The following is a 19,049-nucleotide window of genomic DNA, read 5'->3' on the forward strand; positions in this document are numbered from 1 at the left end:
GGCTTGGTTTTCTCTTGAGTTTGCCCTGCCGGATCGTCCAGAAAGGGTCGGGCAAGCATCGGGGGACGCTGTGCGATATGAGTTTGATGGCTTCGTTCTCGACCCTGACCGCCGCGAATTACGGCGTGACGGCGAGACACTGGCCGTCGCTCCGCTCGTGTTCGATTTGTTGCTGTATTTCCTGCGCCATCGCGAGCGCGTGATCAGCAAGGACGACCTGTTCGATGCGGTCTGGGAAGGGCGGATCGTGTCGGAATCGACGCTGGCCAGCCACATCAATGCGGTCAGGAAGGCGATCGGCGACAGCGGCTCCGAGCAGCGGCTGTTGCGGACCATGGCGCGCAAGGGATTTCGGTTCGTCGGCGATGTCGCCGAGATCGATATGGTTCAGGCACCCGCCGTGTTGTCGTCGGTGCAAGCCGGAGAGGTGTCCAATCCGGCGCTGCCGGACCGCCCCTCCATCGCGGTGCTGCCGTTTTTGAATCTCAGCGGCGATCCGCAGCAGGACTATTTCGTCGATGGCATCGTGGAGGACATCATCCTCGCTTTGTCACGTAGCCGCTGGTTGTTCGTCATCGCCCGCAATTCAAGCTTCACCTATAAAGGCCGTGCCGTCGATGTGCGGCAGGTCGGGCGCGAGCTCGGCGTGCGCTATGTGCTCGAAGGCAGCGTGCGGCGCGTCGCCAATCGCGTGCGGATCACCGGGCAGCTCATCGATACCACGTCCGGCATGCATCTGTGGGGCGAGCGCTTCGAAAGCGTGGTCGATGATATTTTCGAGCTGCAAGACCAGATCACCGCGAGCGTGGTCGGCGCCATTGCGCCGCAAGTGGAGTTCGCCGAGATCGAGCGCGCCAAGCGCAAGCCGACCGAGAGCCTCGATGCCTATGACTACTATCTGCGCGGGCTGACGAAGTTTCACCTATCGACGCGCGAAGGCATCGATGAGGCGCTGCCGAAATTCTACAAGGCCATCGAACGCGATCCCGATTTCGCCGCGGCTTATGGCATGGCGGCGGGATGCTTCTACTGGCGCAAGATGAACCGCTGGCTCGATGACCGCGCGGCCGACGGTGCCGAGGCGGCGCGTCTTTGCGAGCGGGCGGTTGCGCTCGGCCGCAACGATGCGGTGGCGCTGACGCGGGGCGGTCATGCATGGCCGCATTTTGGCGGCGATCTCCATACATGCGTGGCCTATGTGGACCGCGCGCTGGTGCTCAATCCCAATCTCTCCACGACCTGGTATCTCGGCGGCTATCAGCGGGTGTCGCTTGGCGAGCATGACGATGCCATCGCCTATTTCTCGCGCGCGATGCGGCTCAGCCCGCGCGATCCCGAGACGTTCCAGATGCATACCGGCATCGCCATGTCGCATCTCTATTCGCGGCGTTTCGACGCCGCGCTGGCCTCATTGCAGCAGGCGGGGCAGGAGCTGCCGAACATCCTGCGGGTCGCAGCCTTCCAGGCCATGGCCCATGCGCTGGCCGGACAGCTCGATGAGGCGCGCGAGGCGATGGGCCATGTCCGCCGGCTCGATCCGAGCCTCAATCTCGGCAATATCGACGATTGGCTTCTGGTGCGGCGACCGCAGGATTTTGCGCTGGCATCGGAGGGCCTGCGGCTGGCCGGAATGCCGGAATAGCAGCGCAAACGGGCGACGCGCCCGCGAGGTTACGAAGACATAATCTTGCGGCCCTGTATGTAGCGTGCGGTGCCTGATACAACGGATGCCTCACTTCCGCCCGGGGCGGATACATCCAGTCAGAGACGTTTCGTGACGGCCATCGGCAAATTGTTTCGCACCACCGCATTTCGGCTGACGCTCGCATATCTGCTGATATTTGCGGTGTTCGCCGCGGCCTTGCTCGGCTATTTCGCCTGGAACGCGAACCGGCTGATCAACGACCAGATCACCACCACGGTCGATGCCGAGATGAGCGAGCTCAGCGAGCTCTATCAGCGCCGCGGCCTGCGCGGGATCGTGTTTGCGATCGAGAACCGGGCATTGCGGCCGGGTGCCAATCTCTATCTCATCACGTCCCCGACAGGACAGTCGGTCGCCGGCAATGTGTCGTCGCTGGCGCCGGGCGTCATCGAGAAGACCGGCTGGTCGGAGACGCCGTATCGGCGGCTCGATGACCCCGACTCGCCGAACCATCGTGCGCTGGTGAAAGTGGAGCAGCTCTCCAGCGGTTTTCGCCTGCTGATCGGCCACGATTTGGAAGAGCGGAGGCGGTTGTTCGACATTGTCGGCGATGCCGCGAAGTGGTCGGTGCTGATCGTCTTCGTGCTCGGGCTCGGCGGTGGCATTTTCGTGTCGCGCCGTGTGTTGCGCAAGATCGACGCGATCACCGGCACCACCCAGCGCATCATGGCCGGCGACCTGTCCGGTCGGTTGCCGGTCGGCCGCAGCGGCGATGAACTCGACCGTCTGGCGGAAAATCTCAACATCATGCTGGAGCGGATCGAGGCGCTGATGAGCGGCCTCAAGGAAGTCTCCGACAATATCGCGCATGACCTGAAGACGCCGCTGACACGGCTGCGCAACCGCGCGGAAGAGGCGCTGGCGCGGGCCGGCAACGAGGCGGAATATCGTGCCGCGCTAGAGCGGACCATCGAGGAATCCGACGGGCTGATCCGCACCTTCAACGCCTTGCTGATGATCGCCCGTGCGGAGTCTGGTCAGGCGCGCGGCAATATGGATGATTTCGACGCCGCTGATGTCGCCGCAGGCATCCAGGAGCTCTACGAGCCGCTGGCGGAGGACGACGAGCTGACGCTGAAGGTGGTGACGTCGCCGGCGCCGGTGCATGGCAATCGCGAGCTGATCAGCCAGGCGCTCGCCAATCTCGTCGAAAACGCCATCAAATATGGCAAGCCGGTGTCGGCGGACGGCGCTGCTGCCGCGGAAATCGTGATCGATGCGCGGCGCGAGGGCGATCAGGTGCTGCTCAGCGTCTCCGATCACGGCGCGGGCATCCCGGAAGCCGATCGCAAGCATGCCGTTCAGCGTTTCGTGCGGCTGGAAGCGAGCCGGACGCTGCCGGGCTCGGGCCTTGGTCTCAGCCTCGCATCGGCGGTGGCGACGCTGCATGGCGGTGAATTACGGCTGGATGACAATGCACCGGGCCTGCGCGTGACCCTGGTATTACCGGCTGCAACCGGCGAGGCCCTTGCGGCCCAAAGCGGGAATGTGCCACAGAAGTAGGCATGATTTCTGCCGCAACAGGCGAGGGCCAACCGGTATTGGCCGCTCGATTCGTGAGCGGGCCGCAGCTGTTCGATGCCGCCGAGGCCGAACGTCGCTTTGCCGGGTGGCTCACGGATATCACGCCCGATCAGGCCAGCGCTTTGCAGGCCATGGTCGATCAGTATCCGCATGCCAGGTCGATCCTGTTCGGCATCGCCGAGGCGTCCCCATATCTGTTCGATCTGATCCGCGCCGATGCCGACCGCACGCTGCGCCTGCTGCGTGGCGATCCCGACACCGCGTTTGATCGACTGATTGCGCAGGCCAGTGATCTGGTGGCCGCGGCATCGAGCGAAGCCGACGTGATGCATGCGCTGCGCCGGCTGAAATCCGAGGCGGCGCTGATGACCGCGCTGTGCGATATCGGCGGTGTCTGGCCGGTGATGCGGGTAACGCGGGCGCTCACCGATCTCGCGATCACCTCCGTGCAATCCGCGATCCGCTTCCTGCTGACCCAGGAGGCGGCGCGCGGCCGCATCCTGCCGCCGGATCCGGCAAAGCCGGAAGAGGGCAGCGGGCTCATCGTCTTCGCGATGGGCAAGATGGGCGCGGGCGAGCTGAATTATTCCAGCGATATCGACCTGATCGTATTTTTCGAGCTGGAAGACCATACGCTGGCCGAGGATGTCGAGCCGAACACGTTCTTCGTGCGGGTGGCGCAGGGCATGTCGCGCCTGCTGCAGCAGCGCACCGGCGATGGCTATGTTTTCCGCGTCGATCTCCGTCTGCGGCCGGATCCGGCCTCGACACCGGTTGCGGTATCGACCCTCTCTGCGCTGCATTACTACGAGCGCGAGGGGCGCACCTGGGAACGCGCCGCCATGATCAAGGCGCTGCCTTGCGCCGGCGATGCCAAGGCCGGCGAGCGGATGCTTGCCGATATCGCGCCCTTCGTCTGGCGCAAGCACCTCGATTTCGCAGCACTTGCCGATGTCCATGACATGAAGCGGCAGATGCAGACTTATCGCGGGCAAAGCGAGATTTCGGTCGAAGGCCACAACGTCAAGGTCGGCCGCGGCGGCATTCGCGAGATCGAGTTCTTCGCGCAGACCCAGCAATTGATCGCGGGCGGACGGCATCCCGAGCTGCGCGTGCGGCCGACGCTGGAGGCGCTTGGCATCCTCACGGACAGCAAGTGGATCACCGCTGACGTTCGCGACGAGCTGACGGTCGCCTATGAATTCCTGCGGCGGGTCGAACACCGGCTGCAGATGATCGCGGACGAGCAGACCCACGCGCTGCCGGACGAAGTGGATGCCGTCGAGCGCTTCGCACGATTCTTCGGCTATGACAGCCGCGAGGCGTTTGCGCGCGATCTGCTGATGCACCTGAACTGCGTGCAAGGGCATTACGCCCGGCTGTTCGAAGGCGATGCGACGGACGACACGCATCTGCCGGCCGTCGACTACAAGGCTGGAGCCGCCGATCAGCGCCTGCTCGAGCATCTCGGCAAGCTCGGCTTCCGCAAGCCGGCGATGGTGGCGCAGACGGTCCAGCACTGGATGACGGATGACTACCGCGCGCTGCGTATCGACAGCACGCGTCAGGCCTTTCTCGAATTCGTGCCGGCTTTGATCGTCGGGCTGGCGAATGCGGAAGATCCCGACAGTGCCGTAAACTCTTTCGATCGCTTCCTGGAGGCGCTACAGCGCGGCGGCCGGCTGATTTCGCTACTCAGCCAGAATCGCGATCTCGTGGCGCTCGTGGCCCTCGTGCTGGGTGCTGCGCCGCGTCTGGCCGACATGCTGGCGCGGCAGCCGCAGCTGGTGGATGGCCTGATCGATCCGCGCTTCTTCGGCGCCATGCCGGATCGCGGCGAGTTGTCGTTGCGGCTCGCAGCCACGCTCGAAGATGCGAATTCCTACGAGGAGTTTCTCGATCGCCTGCGCCTGTTCGGCCAGGAAAGCCTGTTCCTGATCGGCACGCGCATCCTGTCCGGGACGGTGACGGCGCCGCAGGCGAGCACCGCCTTTGCCGATGTGGCCGAAGGCATCGCGCAGACGCTGCACGGTCTCGTGCTCGATCAGTTCGTGACCCAGCATGGGCGCGTCAAGGATCAGGAGACGGCGATCGTCGCCATGGGGCGGCTCGGCAGCCGCGAAATGACGGCGTCGTCCGATCTCGATCTGATCCTGATCTACGATTTCGATCATGATGCGCCGGATTCCGACGGGGCGCGCTCGCTGCATGGTGCGCAATATTTCGCGCGGCTGACGCAGCGCCTGATCAGCGCATTCACGACGCGAACGAATTACGGCGTGTTGTATGAAGTCGATATGCGGCTGCGTCCGTCGGGCCGCTCCGGCCCGCTGGCATCACGCATCGACTCCTTCGCCGAATATCAGGAAACCGAAGCCTGGACCTGGGAGCATATGGCGCTGACGCGTGCGCGTGTGATCTCGGCATCGCCCGCGTTTCGCGACAAGGTCGAGGCGGTCATCCGCGACGTGCTGACGCGGCCGCGCGATCACACCATCATCGCCAATGACGTCGCCGAGATGCGCCAGGCCATCGCCGAAGAAAAGGGCGAGGACGATCTCTGGGATCTGAAATATGCCGCCGGCGGCATCGTCGATATCGAGTTCATCGCACAACATCTGCAACTCGTTCACGCCGCCGAACATCCCGACATCCTCAGCGTCAATACGCAACAGGTGCTGGAAAAGGCGACCAAGCTTGGCATCCTGCCCAGCGAGAGTTTTGACGTGTTAAGGCGTGCGTTCCGTCTCTATCATGACCTCACGCAGATCCTGCGCCTGTGCGTGAGCGAGGGCTTCAAGCCGGAGACAGCAGGGGCCGACCTGCTGCGCATGCTCGCGCGTGTGAGCAACGAGCCGGACTTCTCGTCACTGGAAGCGCGGGTCCGCGAGATGCAGCTCGATGTGCGGCAAGTGTTCCGCAGGGTTGTCGAGGGACACGCATAGTCAAGACCGCCGCGACGATGTCGCGGCGGTCTTTGCATTCGTCGGTGTCGAACTTACTGCTCCGGCTTGACCTTGCCGACCTCCACCACCGTCTTCCAGCGATCGAGCTCCTTTTCCAGGAATCCCTGAAACTCCGCACCCGAATTTGCAACGACCTCGAAGCCGTTGTCGTTCAGCTTCTTCTTCAGGTCGGCCGAGGTAAGGGCGCCGGTGATGGATTTTTCCAGTTTGCTCTTCACGTCGGCTGGAAGTCCTTTGGGGGCGACGAAGGCCTGCCACGAATAGATGTTGAGGTCGTTGATCCCGAGCTCTTTCAAGGTCGGTGTATCCGGGAATGTATCGGAACGCGTGTCGCTGGTGACGGCCAGCAGTTTCACTTTGCCGGAGCGTATGTAATTGGCGACGGCGCCGAGATTCTGGAACGAGACATCCACATGGCTGCCGATCAGGTCCGTGTGCGCCTGCGAGCCGCCTTTATACGGCGTATGGATGCCGGTGGTCCCTGTCTTCTGCCAGAACAGCACGGCCGAGAGATGATCGGACGAGCCGACGCCCGAAGAGGCGAAGGTGACCTTGTCCGGGTTCTTCTTCAGATAGTCGGTGAATTCCTTCACGTTGCTGGCCGGGAAATCCGGCCGGGTGATCAGCACATTGGGATTGCGCACCGCCACCGAGAGAAGGTCGAAATCCTTCATCGGGTGATAGCCCGGCTCCTTGTACAGCACGGGATTGATGGCGATGACGCCGATCGATCCCACCATCAGCGTATAGCCATCCGGCTTGGAGCGGGCGAGCTGGCTCGCCCCGATCGAGCCATTGGCGCCGGCCTTGTTCTCGATAACGAATGACTGGCCGAAGGTCTCCTGCATCTTCTGCGTCGTCATGCGCGCGACATTGTCGCTCGCGCCACCGGGCGTGAACGGCACGATCACGGTCACGGCTTTTGCGGGGTAATCCTGGGCGGCTGCGTGTGCTGACCATGTCAGGCAGAGTGCAGCGATGACGAGGCGGCTCATCTTCATAGTGTTTCCTCCGTTGATGGCGTGTGTCAGGCAGCATCTTCGTGCCGCTCTCACGTCGTGGTCGCTTTGTCCTTTCGTCGCGCGCCGGCCATCGCTTACGCGATGGGGCGCAGAGCTCTTCTCAGCTTGATGAATGTCCCAACCGGGAAGGGAGAGGGGCACGCCGATCGCAGAGTTCTGCAATCTAGAGTATAGACCTGCCTTGGTGCATCCAAGCGGCTATTTCGACGCGGCGGTCGGGGATTGTCGGTGTCGGGTAGGCGGCGGTGGCTAGGCGGCTTCGGACACCGGGAGGGCGCATTCCCGGGCTTCCAGCGGCAGCGAAATGCAGACCACGGTGCCGACATTGAGCTTGGAGCGCAGCTTCATCGAGCCGCCATGCAAGGTGGTGAGCGACTTGGCGATGGCGAGGCCGAGGCCGGAGCCGTGATAGGTCTTGGTGAGCTGGCTCTCGACCTGCTCGAACGGACGGCCGAGGCGCTTGAGGGAATGCGGCGAGATGCCGATGCCGTTGTCCGCGATCATCAGGGCAACGGAATTCTGCATCACGCAGCTGCGCACCGTGACGCGGCCGCCGTCCGGCGTGAACTTCACCGCGTTGGATAGAAGGTTGACGAGGATCTGCTTGATGGCGCGGCGGTCGGCCACGACCTGAACGTCGGCCGCGATCTCCGCGGTCAGTTCGAGCGCCTTGGCCTCGGCGCGGCCGGAGACGACGCGGAGCGATTCCGACAGGATCTGGTCGAGGTCGAGCGGCTCGAGATCGAGCTTCATGCGGCCGGCCTCGATCTTCGACATGTCGAGAATGTCGTTGATCACTTCGAGCAGATAATGACCGCTGGTCAGGATGTCGTGGCAATATTCGGCATATTTTTCCGAGCCGAGATGGCCGAACATGCCTGATCCCATGATCTCGGAGAAGCCGATGATGGCATTGAGCGGCGTGCGCAGCTCGTGGCTCATATTGGCCAGGAATTTCGATTTCGTTGCATTGGCTTCTTCGGCGCGTGTTTTTTCGACAGAGTATTTCTGCGCGAGGTCTGCGAGTTCGAGCGCCTGTTTCTCGAGTGCGGCCTGCGAGTGCTTGAGATCGATGACGGTGGCGCGCAGGCGCAGGTCGTTGTCGACGAGTTTCTGCTCGTGCTCCTTGATGCGCGTGATGTCGGTGCCGACAGACACGTAGCCGCCATCCTTGGTGCGGCGCTCGCTGATATGCAGCCAGTTGCCGTTCTCGATTTGCGCTTCGAAGGTGCGGGCGCCGGGTTCGGTAGGGCCGGCTTCGGCGAGGCGCGAACGCACTTCCGGCATGCTGCCGACTTCAAGCACGGTCTCATACGGCGTGCCCGGACGAACCGCCGACTCCGGCAGTTTGTGCAGGCGCTGGAAGTGGGAATTGCAGAGCACGAGGCGGTCGTCGGCATCCCACAGCACGAAGGCCTCGGGAATGGTCTCGATGGCGTCGCGCAGGCGGACGTCGGCTTCGACCGTCTTCTGCGCGAGGCTCTTCTGTTCGGTGACGTCGATGGCGATGCCGATCAGATGCTGGCTGCTGTCGCTCTGGCCCTGCACCAATTCGCAGCGCAGTTGCAGCCAGATCCAGTGGCCGTCGCTGTGCTGCATGCGGAAGGTCTGATCGATGTGGTCGAGCTTTTCGGAGACGAGCTGATCGGCGATCTCGAACAGGTTGATGTCCTCCGGCCGCACCAGCGCGTTGACTTCACCGAAGGTGAGGAGGTCGCTGCGGCTGTCGAGGCCGAGCATCGTGAACATCGATTGCGACCAGAAGATGCGGCCGCGCGACAGGTCCCAGTCCCACAGGCCGCAGCGGCCGCGGTTCAGCGCGGTGTCGATGCGTCCACGCACGGCGTCGTTGATGGCATCGCCCTCGCGGGCCCGCGTCGATTGCCAGTGGAATGCAAAGCCGAGAATCAGCACCACGAAACCGGTGGTGGCGGAGAGGGTGATCGACAGCGCGGAGTCGGAGCGCCAGATCGGCTCGTTGTTCTCCTGCACCACGATGATCTGGCCGGGCAGCGCCTTGATGATGCGGCGGGTCGCCAGCGCCTGGGTGCCGTCGGGCAATGCGACATCGAAGACGTCGGTGCGCTGGCTCTGCGCCGACATGTTCTGCGTCGCGCTCAGGACATCGAGCACGCGGCGATCACTGGCCTGCGGCAGGTCGATGGGCACGCGCGCCAGAATGCTCTGGTCGGCACCGAGCACTATGACATGGCGGCCGGGCGCAATGGCCCATGCGGGAAGGAGACTCGGCAACAGTGCCTGCAGGCGTTCGATCGCGGCCGGGCGATCCTGGCGGACGGCGCCGTTGCGTTCGAGCCGTTCCGACAGCAGGTCGGAGAGCGAAGCGAGGTCGCGCTTGATCGATGCCTGCTTCTGCCGGCTGTGATCGACCACCTGCACGAAGGCGCCGAAGAAGATGGTGATGAGGAATGCGATGATGAGCGTCGGGACAGCACGACGGAGCGCGGGCTCTGCGATCAGTAGCCGGTGATAGGCCGGCTTTGCCATCGACTGCGCCAATCCTTTAATCGAATCGGATTGGACGCATGCGTTGTCCGCATGCGCACGCGACATACTTTGCCCCTCTGGAGAATTTGAATGTCGACCGAACCCAAACGCCCCGCCACTTCGAATCGACAAAGCTATATGAATCCACTTTGCCCACAGTGTCGAGAGTCAACGAAACGTTAACGTGAAATAAATGCTATCCAATGGAAACTCAGTGCGTGTTCGGACTCAAAAACGAGTCCGAAACGCGAACGCCGCGCAGGTCATGCGCGGCGTTTTGTCGTTCTGTGTAGCCTGCATGGAGCGAAGCGTCATGCAGGAACAGCAGATGAATTGAAGCGCCGGTCCCCGGATTGCGCTTCGCTCCATCCGGGCTACGCCACTACAGCGTCACCACGATCTTGCCGAGATGCTTGTTGGCTTCCATGTGATCGAACGCCGTTCCGATATCCGCGAACGGATACACCTTGTCGATCGGCAGCTTCAGCTTGCCGCTTTCGACCGCCGGCCAGATATCGGCACGCACGGCACTGAAGATATCGCGAATCTCCTGCATCGACCGCGTGCGGAAGGTGACGCCGATATAGCTGATGCGCCGCGCCGCATGCAGATCGAAATTGAAATCCGCATGCGTCCCGCCGAGGCGGCCGACATTGACGATGCGGCCGAGCACTTTCGTCGCTTTCAGATTCTGATTGGCGACGGGGCCGGAAATCTGGTCGATGATCAGATCGACGCCGTTGCCGCCGGTGGCCTTCAGCACCTCATCGACCCAGCCGGCATCCTTCGAATCCACCGCGAGATCGGCGCCGAACTCGCCGAGCCGGCCGCGGCGTGCGGCATGGGTGGACGAGCCGATCACCGGCTTTGCGCCTTTGAGCTTGGCGATCTGCAAGGCCATCAAGCCGACGCCGGAACTGGCGCCCTGGATCAGCACGGATTGGCCGGCCTGCAAACCGCCGACCGTGACCAGCGCATTGTGCATCGTCGAGAGCGCGACGGGCAGGGTGCAGGCGGTGTCAAAACCCATGCCGGGCGGGATGTGGAACAGGCGGCCGTGATCGGTCACCGTATATTCCGCAAAGGCCGCGCCGCCCGAGCCCATCACGCGCTCGCCGACCGTGAAACCCTTGGCGTCCGGGCCGAGCTCGGCAATCTCGCCGGCCCATTCCATGCCGAGCACGGTGCCGATGCCGCCGGCCGCGCCATGGGCTTGGCCCTTGGTCATGCCGAGATCGGCGCGGTTGAGGCCGCAGGCCTTCACTTCGATCAGCACCTGCGTGCCCGTGGGTTTTGGCGCGGCGATCTCGACGATCTCCGCGCCCTTTTCCGTAAAGACATAAGCCTTCATGGCGGGCTTACTCCGCCTCCGCAGCCTGGCGCTGGCCGCCCGACATCATTGCATCGAGGCGACCGCGAATGATGGTCTCGGCCTCATGCATGATGCGCGACACCAGCTCCTGGCACGACGGGATGTCGTGGATCAGGCCCTGGACCTGGCCGGCCGACCAGATGCCGTCCTCGCTGTCACCGGTGGAATAGACCAGCTTGCCGCGGGCGCCGGCGACGAGGTCCTTGATCTGCTCGAAGGTCGCGCCTTCCTTCTCCATCGCCACCACCTGCTGGCTCACCGTGTTCTTGGCGACGCGCGAGGTGTTGCGCATGGTGCGGAAGATCAGGTCGGTGGCGCGCTCGTCATTGGCGACGATGCGCTCCTTCACCAGCTGATGGATCGGGCTTTCCTTCGTGCACATGAAGCGCGTGCCCATATTGATCCCTCGGCGCCGAGCGCGAGTGCCGCCACGAGGCCGCGGCCATCGCCAAAACCGCCGGACGCGATCATCGGGATCTTGATCTTGTTGGCGGCGGCCGGGATCAGGATCAGGCCGGGGGTGTCGTCCTCGCCCGGATGCCCGGCGCATTCAAAGCCGTCGATGGAGATGGCGTCCACGCCCATGCGCTCGGCGGAGAGCGCGTGGCGCACGCTGGTGCATTTGTGGATCACCTTGATGCCGTGCTTGCGGAATTCGTCCACATGCTCCTGCGGCTTGTTGCCGGCGGTCTCCACCACCTTGATCCCGGCCTCGATGATGGCCTGGCGATATTCCGCATAGGGCGGCGGCTTGATGGTCGGCAGGATCGTCAGGTTTACGCCGAAGGGCTTGTCGGTGAGGTCGCGAGTGCGCGCGATTTCGCGGGTGAGGTCTTCCGGCGTCGGCTGGGTGAGGGCGGTGATCAGGCCGAGCGCGCCGGCATTGGCGACGCCGGCGACCAGCTCGGCGCGGCCGACCCATTGCATGCCGCCCTGGACGATCGGGTGCTCGACGCCGACGAGTTCGGTGAAGCGTGTCTTGATCATGATGGGTCCTTTTTTGTTTCCCCGCGGCGCATCGGCCGCCGTTCTGGTTCTTGCTGTTCGGGCGGGAGGATGCCGGTGGCGCGGGGCAAAGTCTACCGCCCGGGAGCATGGCCCCATGCATCCGGGAGCGGTGGGCGCAGTCCACGCGTTCGCGATTTGCCCCATATGGGCGGCCGGCTTCCGTCTGACGGAGACCTGTCGGTCGTGTGCAGAAAAAGCTTCGGGCTGTGAAATGAACCATTCGGCAGGGTTCCGGGACACATCAAGCGACGCGACCGGCGTCAGTCCAGGGGACATATTTCATGAAGACTTCGCAGAAAGCTTTCGTGGCCATCGCCGGTCTGGCGATGTGCACCTTTGCGATGGCCGCACCGGCCTTCGCGCAATCCGCCTTCGCGGGCATGCATGGCGCATGGTCGGGGTCGGGCACGATCTCGCTCTCCGACGGATCGAAGGAGCGGCTGCGCTGCCGCGCCAGCTACCGTGTTTCTGCGGGCGACAGCTCGCTGCAACAGTCGCTGCGCTGCGCCAGCGACAGCTACAAGTTCGAGCTGAGCAGCGACGTGGTGAGCGAGGGCGGCCGTGTCTCCGGCTCGTGGAGCGAGACCTCCCGCGGTGTCAGCGGCAGCCTGCAGGGCCGCGCCAGCGGCGGACGCATTAATGTCGTCGCCGACTCGCCGGTTTTCACCGCGAATATCGTGCTGACGACAACGGGCAACAAACAATCGGTAACGATCACGTCGCAGGGCGATATTCGTCAGGTGTCGATTGCGATGGTGAAGAGCTGATCGCAGCCGTAGGGCGGATACGCGTAGCGTAATCCGTCGGCCGATTGCTTAACTGAAACTCCGCGGCGGATTACGCCTTCGGCTAATCCGCCCTACGGCTGCGAACGTTCAATACAATCCCGCCACGCGCCCGCGCTGGGCCACGAGCGCCAGTACGGAATCGATGGCGGGTGTCGGGATGCCGGTGAGGCGGCCCATTTCCTGCACCACGGTCACCAGCGGATCGATCTCCAGCGGCCGGCCGCGTTCGAGATCCTGCAGCATCGATGTCTTGTGCGCGCCGACCTTTCGCGCGCCCTCGATGCGGCGCTCCACATCGACGCGAAAGCCGATGCCGAAGCTTTCGGCGATGGCCTGGGTCTCCAGCATCATCGCCTTCGAGAGTGCGCGCGTGCCGCGATCGGTGCAGATGACGTCGAGCGTGGCATGGGTGAGGGCGCTGATCGGATTGAAGCAGACATTGCCCCACAGCTTCAGCCAGATCTCGTCACGGATGCGGTCGAGGATCGGCGCCTTCAACCCCGCGCGCTCGAACATCGCGGCGAGGCGCTCGACATCCGCGGTGCGTTCGCCCGAGGGCTCACCGAGCGGAAACTTGTCGCCATAGACATGGCGGATCACACCGGGCGCCTCGATCTCGGTGGCGGGATAGACGATGCAGCCGATGGCCCGGTGTGCGCCGAGTTCATTCCATTGCCGGCCGCCGGGATCGACGCTTTCCAGCGCCGTGCCTTCATAGCGATTGCCGTGGCGGTGGAAGTACCAATACGGGATGCCATTGACCGCGGTGACAAGGCGCGTGTGCGGGCCGAGCAGCGGCTGCATCGTCTCGATCACCCCGGTGATCGAATGCGCCTTGAGGCAGATGATGACAAAATCCTGTTCGCCGAGATCGGCGGGATCGTCAGTGCAGGGGATATGCACCACGCGCTCCTCATCGCCGATCAGCAGCCTGAGGCCGTTGGCGCGCATCGACGCAAGATGGGCACCGCGGGCGACGAGGCTGACATCGGCGCCAGCGCGTGCGAGCTGTACGCCGAGATAGCCGCCGATGGCGCCGGCGCCGTAAATGCAAATCTTCATGCGATGTCTCCGGAGCAGGCGTTGCGGAGAAATGACAAAGGAGATTGCGTCGCGGACCGCGTGCGGTCCGCGTTGATGAGCTCAGCTGTAGGGCGGATTAGGCGAAGCCGTAATCCGCCGGCCGAGTTAATAGTTGAAACTCCGCGGCGGATTACGGCTGCGCCTAATCCGCCCTTGTAATAGCCCGACCTGTTATTGTGAGGCCATTCCGAGAGGAATGCTCTGCCGCGGAGTGCAATCCGCGGCAGAGCGCTGGCGATCGGATCGTATCCGCCCTGAGTCGTCTGAGACTGTCTCGTAGCGGGATCGCGCCAGCACCTTCATCGGACCCGGATGGTTGCCGGAACTCAAGGTTCGCTTTCACAAGGCAGGGTCGAGGAAGATGACACAGACTATCACACAGGTGGCCGGTATCGATACGGCCAAGCACAAGCTCGATATCGCGCTGCACGGCCAGTCAAAGCGATGGCAGATCGAGAATTGCGTCAGTGGATGGCGGGATCTGGCGTCACGCCTCGCCGGAGCTGGCGTCAACAAGGTCGGAATCGAAGCCACCGGCGGCTACGAAAGCGGCGTCGTTGCCTATTTGCGGGGAGCCGGCTTTGTGGTTCTGCTGCTGCAACCGCTACAGGTGAAAAACTTTGCAAAGTCACGGCTACGCCGCGCCAAAAATGACGCTCTCGATGCCGAACTGATCGCCGCTTACACCGCGCAGGCCGAGCCGCGCGATATTGCGCCGGACGCCAGACTGACGGGATTAGCGGGCCAACTCACCTTTGTTGAGCAGACTGAGGAGGACATCGCCCGTCTCAAAATCCGCCTCGAGCATATTGGCGAGCCACAGCAGCGACGTCTTTATCTTCGCGACATTGCGCGTTTGCAGGCGCGGCGCCGGGCCGAACTCAAGCGGATTGCTGCTCTGCTGCGCCAGCATGATGATCTGGCGCGGCGCCTCGCCTTGGTGCTTAGCATTCCCGGTATCGGCGAACGCACCGCGCTTGCCATCGTCATCCGCATGCCTGAGCTCGGCCAGATCAGCCGCGAGGAAGCTGCAGCTTTGGCTGGCCTTGCGCCGTTTGATAACGACAGCGGCAAGCACCGTGGCCAACGCCATATTGCCGGCGGGCGCGATCGGCTGCGCCGGTCGCTGTACGCGGCCGCTTTGCCGGCTTCATTCCGGTGGAATGCGGCTCTGATCGACCTCTACCGACGATTGATGGCCCGTGGGAAAGCCCACCAGGCCGCACTCATCGCCTGTGCCAGGAAGCTCATCGTCTACGCTAACACCGTCGTCCAGCGCGGAACTCCGTGGATCAAAAGTCCCGCGCTTTAATGGTTGCTACGGTCATGCCACGTGAAGCTGCGGCGCGTCCTCGTGATCGAGCGCGCGGCTGATATCGCGGATGCTGATCACGCCGACCAAAGTGTAGTCGTCGATCACCGGGACATGGCGAATGTGATGCCGGTTCATCAGGCGGCGCACATGTTCAAGCGTGTCGGTGGAGGTGCAGGAGATCAGCTGCTGCACCGAGATCATCTCCGACACCTTGCGATTGACGCCGGCGGCGCCGTGTTCGGCAATGGCGCGGACGACGTCGCGTTCGGAAAACATGCCGACCGCAGTGTTGCCCTCGGTGCGGCAGACATCCTTCACGACCAGGGCGCTGATATTGCCGGTTCTGAGAAGCTGGGCGGCGATGGCAACGGTTTCATTCATACGGACCGTGGCGATACGGGTGCTCTTACGACGCAGAACGTCTCCGACTTGCATGGCAACCTCCCTCGAGTTGTCGCTCGAATTATCCCTTGGCTGACCGGCTAAGGATCGAGCTCGCGACAACAAGATTGGTATATGGTATGCCAGTTGTCAACGCATGAAATAGCCGGGATATGCGGTAAAATAGGCCAATAAGGCTGACATTTTGACGAAGGGATAGAGCTGTGATCCTTCTTGGTATGCCAGTCTAGCGGCCGGGAAGGCGCGCGCCAGCGAACATCTTGTCTGGCCATCAACTAAGAAAAAATGCGCTCATTCTTGCGAATGAGCGCATTTGGTTGGCTGTCGAACGGCGTTGTGAAGATCAGCCCATTGCCTTCGCGACGACGACCTTGCGCCATGGCTTAAGCACCGCGATCGCGAGCAGCGAGGCAAGGATGTTGGCGCCTGCGGCGATCAGGAACACGTTATCCCAATTGCCCGACGACTGCTGCATGTAGTTCGCGACCGGCACCAGAAGTGCTGCCGTGCCCTTGGCGGTGTAGAGCAGGCCGGCATTGGTGGTCGCGAATTTGGAGCCGAACGTGTCCGTGCAGGTCGATGGGAAGAGTGAATAGATTTCACCCCAGGCGAAGAATACGAAACCCGACAGCAGCACGAACCAGAGCGGATCCTGGCCCCACATATACAGCGCCCAGATGCCGAGGCCTTCCATGCCGAAGGCGATGAACATCGTGTTCTCGCGGCCGATCATGTCGGAGATCCAGCCGAAGAACGGGCGCGTCAGGCCGTTGAGCACGCGGTCAATGGTGGCGGCGAAGGTGACGGCCGTCATCGTCATGGCCATCAGCGTCACCGGCACATTGTCGATCTTCCAGTCGGCGGCGATGGGCTTCAGATTGGCGGTGACCATCAGGCCGCCGGCGCCGACGATGACGAACATGAAATACATCAGCCAGAAAATGGGATGGCGGATGACTTCGGTCGGCGCGTAGTTGCGGCGCGTCTGGATGATGTTGGCATTGGCGACGACGGAGGGGACCTGACCGGCCTTCGGCGCGAACAGGAAGAAGGCGAGGATCACGATGATGATGCCCTGGCCCAGACCGAAATAAAGGAAGGTGGTCTGGAAGCCGGAGTCCTTGATCATCGCCTGGATGGGCGCCACCGTGAGCGCAGAGCCTGCACCAAAGCCCGCAGCCGTGATGCCGGCGGCAAGGCCGCGTTTGTCCGGAAACCACTTCAGCGCATTGCCGACACAGGTGCCGTAGACGCCGCCAGCGCCGATGCCGGCGATGATCATGCCGAGATAGAAACCGTTGAGCGTTTCCGCCTTTGCGTTGATGGCCCAGCCGAGGCCGCAGAGGATGCCGCCGACGAGCACGACGATCTTCGGACCGTATTTGTCGACGAACCAGCCCTCGACCGGTACTAGCCAAGTCTCGAACAGCACGAACAGCGTAAAGGCCCACTGGATCGAGGCGCGGTCCCAGCCGAACTTCTTCTGGATGTCGGGGACGAAGAACGTCCAGCCATATTGGTAGTTGGCGATCATCACCATCGCGCCGACACCGATGGCCAATTGAGTCCAGCGATAGGCATCGCTGACGCGCGCGGCAGTGGGCGCCGCTCCGTGAACTGCATCAGTCATACTTCCTCCTAATGCGCTGTTCTATTGCGTGTTCGACAGCTGCAGTCGTGAGCTTGGTATATGATATGCCAATTCACAAGCGAAATCTTGACAGTTTGTCGCAGCTAGTTTCGCATAGCTGAATGTTGTGCTGCACAAGGATCGGCAGTGCGTTGATAGCAAAAAGCCGGCGGAGACATCCGCCGGCTTTTGTTTTTGAACAGTTATTTGAACTCTCGTTACGCTGTTGCAGTGCGACCGCGCATCCGCGTCAGGCCGTTGGAGATCACCGACCAGAACAGGGCAATCAGACCAAGGACCATGATGGTCGAGACCAGCGGGTTGGAGAAGAAAATCCCGAGCGAACCCTGCGAGCCGAGCAGGGACTGCCGGAAGGCTTCTTCGGCCTTGTCGCCGAGCACGATGGCCAGCACCAGCGGCGCCAGCGGATAGTTGCACTTCTTCAGCGCGTAGCCGATCACGCCGAACACCAGCATCATCACCACGTCGAAAGTGGAGTTATGCACGGAGTAGGCGCCGATCGCACACAGCACGAGGATCAGCGGCGCGATGATGCTGAAGGGGACGCGCAGGATCGCGGCGAAGATCGGCACGCAAGTCAGCACGATGATCAAGCCGACGAGATTGCCGAGATACATCGAGGCGATCAGGCCCCAGACGAACTCCTTCTGCTCGACGAACAGCATCGGGCCGGGCTGCAGACCCCAGATCAGAAGGCCTCCGAGCAGCACGGCTGCGGTGGGCGAGCCGGGGACGCCGAGCGACAGCATCGGCAGCAGCGCCGAGGTGCCGGCGGCATGCGCTGCGGTCTCCGGCGCGATGACGCCTTCGATCTCACCCTTGCCGAAGTTCTTGCCGTTCTTCGAGACGCGCTTGGCGATGCCGTAGCTCATGAAGGAGGCCGGCGTTGCGCCTGCGGGCGTGACGCCCATCCAGCAGCCGATGATGCAGGAGCGCAGCGACGTCATCCAGTATTGCGGTAGGCTCATCCAGGTGCGCAGCACGACGCGAAGATCGATCTTCGCCTTGCCGCCGCGGAAGTTGAGACCTTCTTCCATGGTCAGGAAGATTTCGCCGAGACCGAACAGGCCGATGACTGCGATCAGGAAGTCAAAACCGTTCAGCATTTCGGTGAAGCCGAAAGTGAGGCGGAGCTGGCCGGTGATGGAGTCTAGGCCGACAGCGGCAAGCGCAAAGCCGATCATCATGGCGGCGATAGTCTTGAAGGGCGGCTCCTTGCTCAGGCCGACGAAGCTACAGAAGGCCAGGAAATAGACCGCGAATTTCTCCGCGGGCCCGAAGCGTAAGGCGAAGCCTGCGACCAACGGCGCCACCAGCGTGATCATGATGACGGCGAACAGCGCGCCGACGAAAGACGAGGTGAATGCGGCGGTGAGAGACTCAGCAGCCTTGCCCTGCTGGGCCATGGGATAGCCGTCGAATGTGGTGGCGACCGACCATGGCTCGCCGGGGATGTTGAACAGGATCGAGGTGATCGCACCTCCGAACAATGCGCCCCAATAGATACAGGACAGCATGATGATGGCCGAGGTCGGCGGCATGCTGAAGGTGAGGGGGAGCAGGATCGCGACACCATTGGCGCCACCGAGACCGGGCAACACACCGATGATCACGCCGAGCACGATGCCAAGGACCATCACCGCAATATTGAAGGGCTGCAGCGCGACCGCAAAGCCGTGGAATAGATTGACGAGTTCTTCCATGT

12 protein-coding genes and 1 pseudogene are annotated in these 19,049 nt (G+C 62.8%); 5 read left to right on the forward strand and 8 right to left on the reverse strand.

All coding sequences use genetic code 11. The annotated features are described in order from the left end of the window. Nucleotides 1-70 precede the first annotated feature (70 nt). The 3 genes from RPMA_RS11155 (at nt 71) to RPMA_RS11165 (ending at nt 6,174) form a co-directional block, all read left to right on the forward strand. A complete protein-coding gene (locus tag RPMA_RS11155; RefSeq protein ID WP_211912865.1) occupies nt 71-1,642 on the forward strand; it encodes a winged helix-turn-helix domain-containing tetratricopeptide repeat protein in 1,572 nt (523 codons plus the stop codon). A gap of 132 nt (nt 1,643-1,774) precedes the next feature. Then, complete coding sequence (locus RPMA_RS11160) at nt 1,775-3,208, forward strand: sensor histidine kinase (RefSeq protein WP_211912866.1); 1,434 nt, start codon at nt 1,775-1,777, stop codon at nt 3,206-3,208. A gap of 2 nt (nt 3,209-3,210) precedes the next feature. Then, entirely contained in the window at nt 3,211-6,174 is a 2,964-nt protein-coding gene (locus tag RPMA_RS11165) for a bifunctional [glutamine synthetase] adenylyltransferase/[glutamine synthetase]-adenylyl-L-tyrosine phosphorylase (RefSeq protein ID WP_211912867.1), read from the forward strand. Nucleotides 6,175-6,227: 53 nt separating this feature from the next. Here RPMA_RS11165 and RPMA_RS11170 read toward each other — a convergent pair whose 3' ends face one another. The 4 genes and pseudogenes from RPMA_RS11170 to RPMA_RS11185 form a co-directional block, all read right to left on the reverse strand. Then, the gene (locus tag RPMA_RS11170; protein WP_211912868.1) at nt 6,228-7,196 is read right to left on the reverse strand and encodes a Bug family tripartite tricarboxylate transporter substrate binding protein; all 969 of its coding nucleotides are present in this window, start codon (nt 7,194-7,196) and stop codon (nt 6,228-6,230) included. Nucleotides 7,197-7,466: 270 nt separating this feature from the next. Then, on the reverse strand, nt 7,467-9,791 hold the full coding sequence (locus tag RPMA_RS11175) for a PAS domain-containing sensor histidine kinase (protein WP_211912869.1): 2,325 nt from the start codon (nt 9,789-9,791) through the stop codon (nt 7,467-7,469). A gap of 316 nt (nt 9,792-10,107) precedes the next feature. Next, a complete protein-coding gene (locus RPMA_RS11180) occupies nt 10,108-11,076 on the reverse strand; it encodes a zinc-binding dehydrogenase (protein WP_211912870.1) in 969 nt (322 codons plus the stop codon). Between the two features lie 7 nt (nt 11,077-11,083). Continuing rightward, nucleotides 11,084-12,084: pseudogene (locus RPMA_RS11185) on the reverse strand (NAD(P)H-dependent flavin oxidoreductase). Nucleotides 12,085-12,386: 302 nt separating this feature from the next. Here RPMA_RS11185 and RPMA_RS11190 point away from each other — a divergent pair. Beyond that, entirely contained in the window at nt 12,387-12,872 is a 486-nt protein-coding gene (locus RPMA_RS11190; protein ID WP_211912871.1) for a hypothetical protein, read from the forward strand. A gap of 108 nt (nt 12,873-12,980) precedes the next feature. Here RPMA_RS11190 and RPMA_RS11195 read toward each other — a convergent pair whose 3' ends face one another. Further along, a complete protein-coding gene (locus RPMA_RS11195) occupies nt 12,981-13,955 on the reverse strand; it encodes a 2-dehydropantoate 2-reductase (RefSeq protein WP_211912872.1) in 975 nt (324 codons plus the stop codon). A gap of 337 nt (nt 13,956-14,292) precedes the next feature. Between RPMA_RS11195 and RPMA_RS11200 the strand changes: the two genes are divergently transcribed. Beyond that, complete coding sequence (locus RPMA_RS11200) at nt 14,293-15,288, forward strand: IS110 family RNA-guided transposase (protein ID WP_249225295.1); 996 nt, start codon at nt 14,293-14,295, stop codon at nt 15,286-15,288. Nucleotides 15,289-15,300: 12 nt separating this feature from the next. Here the strand turns inward: RPMA_RS11200 and RPMA_RS11205 are convergent, their stop codons facing one another. From RPMA_RS11205 to RPMA_RS11215, 3 genes are all read right to left on the reverse strand, one after another. Next, nucleotides 15,301-15,726 carry a CBS domain-containing protein gene (locus tag RPMA_RS11205; RefSeq protein WP_211912873.1) on the reverse strand — a complete coding sequence of 142 codons (426 nt, stop codon included), beginning with the start codon at nt 15,724-15,726 and terminating at the stop codon, nt 15,301-15,303. A gap of 310 nt (nt 15,727-16,036) precedes the next feature. Next, nucleotides 16,037-17,323: an oxalate/formate MFS antiporter gene (gene oxlT / locus RPMA_RS11210; protein WP_211912874.1), complete on the reverse strand. Its 1,287-nt coding sequence runs from the start codon at nt 17,321-17,323 to the stop codon at nt 16,037-16,039. 218 nt (nt 17,324-17,541) lie between these two features. Then, a complete protein-coding gene (locus tag RPMA_RS11215) occupies nt 17,542-19,047 on the reverse strand; it encodes a tripartite tricarboxylate transporter permease (protein ID WP_211912875.1) in 1,506 nt (501 codons plus the stop codon). Between the last annotated feature and the right edge of the window lie 2 nt (nt 19,048-19,049).

This window comes from Tardiphaga alba (assembly GCF_018279705.1).
Lineage (GTDB): Bacteria > Pseudomonadota > Alphaproteobacteria > Rhizobiales > Xanthobacteraceae > Tardiphaga > Tardiphaga alba.

Bases quoted from the DNA above. Each gene is read 5' to 3' on its own strand.
- RPMA_RS11165 (WP_211912867.1), top strand. From the start codon at position 3,211: ATGATTTCTGCCGCAACAGGCGAGGGCCAACCGGTATTGGCCGCTCGA.
- RPMA_RS11170 (WP_211912868.1), bottom strand. From the start codon at position 7,196: ATGAAGATGAGCCGCCTCGTCATCGCTGCACTCTGCCTGACATGGTCA.
- RPMA_RS11175 (WP_211912869.1), bottom strand. From the start codon at position 9,791: ATGTCGCGTGCGCATGCGGACAACGCATGCGTCCAATCCGATTCGATT.
- RPMA_RS11180 (WP_211912870.1), bottom strand. From the start codon at position 11,076: ATGAAGGCTTATGTCTTTACGGAAAAGGGCGCGGAGATCGTCGAGATC.
- RPMA_RS11190 (WP_211912871.1), top strand. From the start codon at position 12,387: ATGAAGACTTCGCAGAAAGCTTTCGTGGCCATCGCCGGTCTGGCGATG.
- RPMA_RS11195 (WP_211912872.1), bottom strand. From the start codon at position 13,955: ATGAAGATTTGCATTTACGGCGCCGGCGCCATCGGCGGCTATCTCGGC.
- RPMA_RS11205 (WP_211912873.1), bottom strand. From the start codon at position 15,726: ATGCAAGTCGGAGACGTTCTGCGTCGTAAGAGCACCCGTATCGCCACG.
- oxlT (WP_211912874.1), bottom strand. From the start codon at position 17,323: ATGACTGATGCAGTTCACGGAGCGGCGCCCACTGCCGCGCGCGTCAGC.
- RPMA_RS11215 (WP_211912875.1), bottom strand. From the start codon at position 19,047: ATGGAAGAACTCGTCAATCTATTCCACGGCTTTGCGGTCGCGCTGCAG.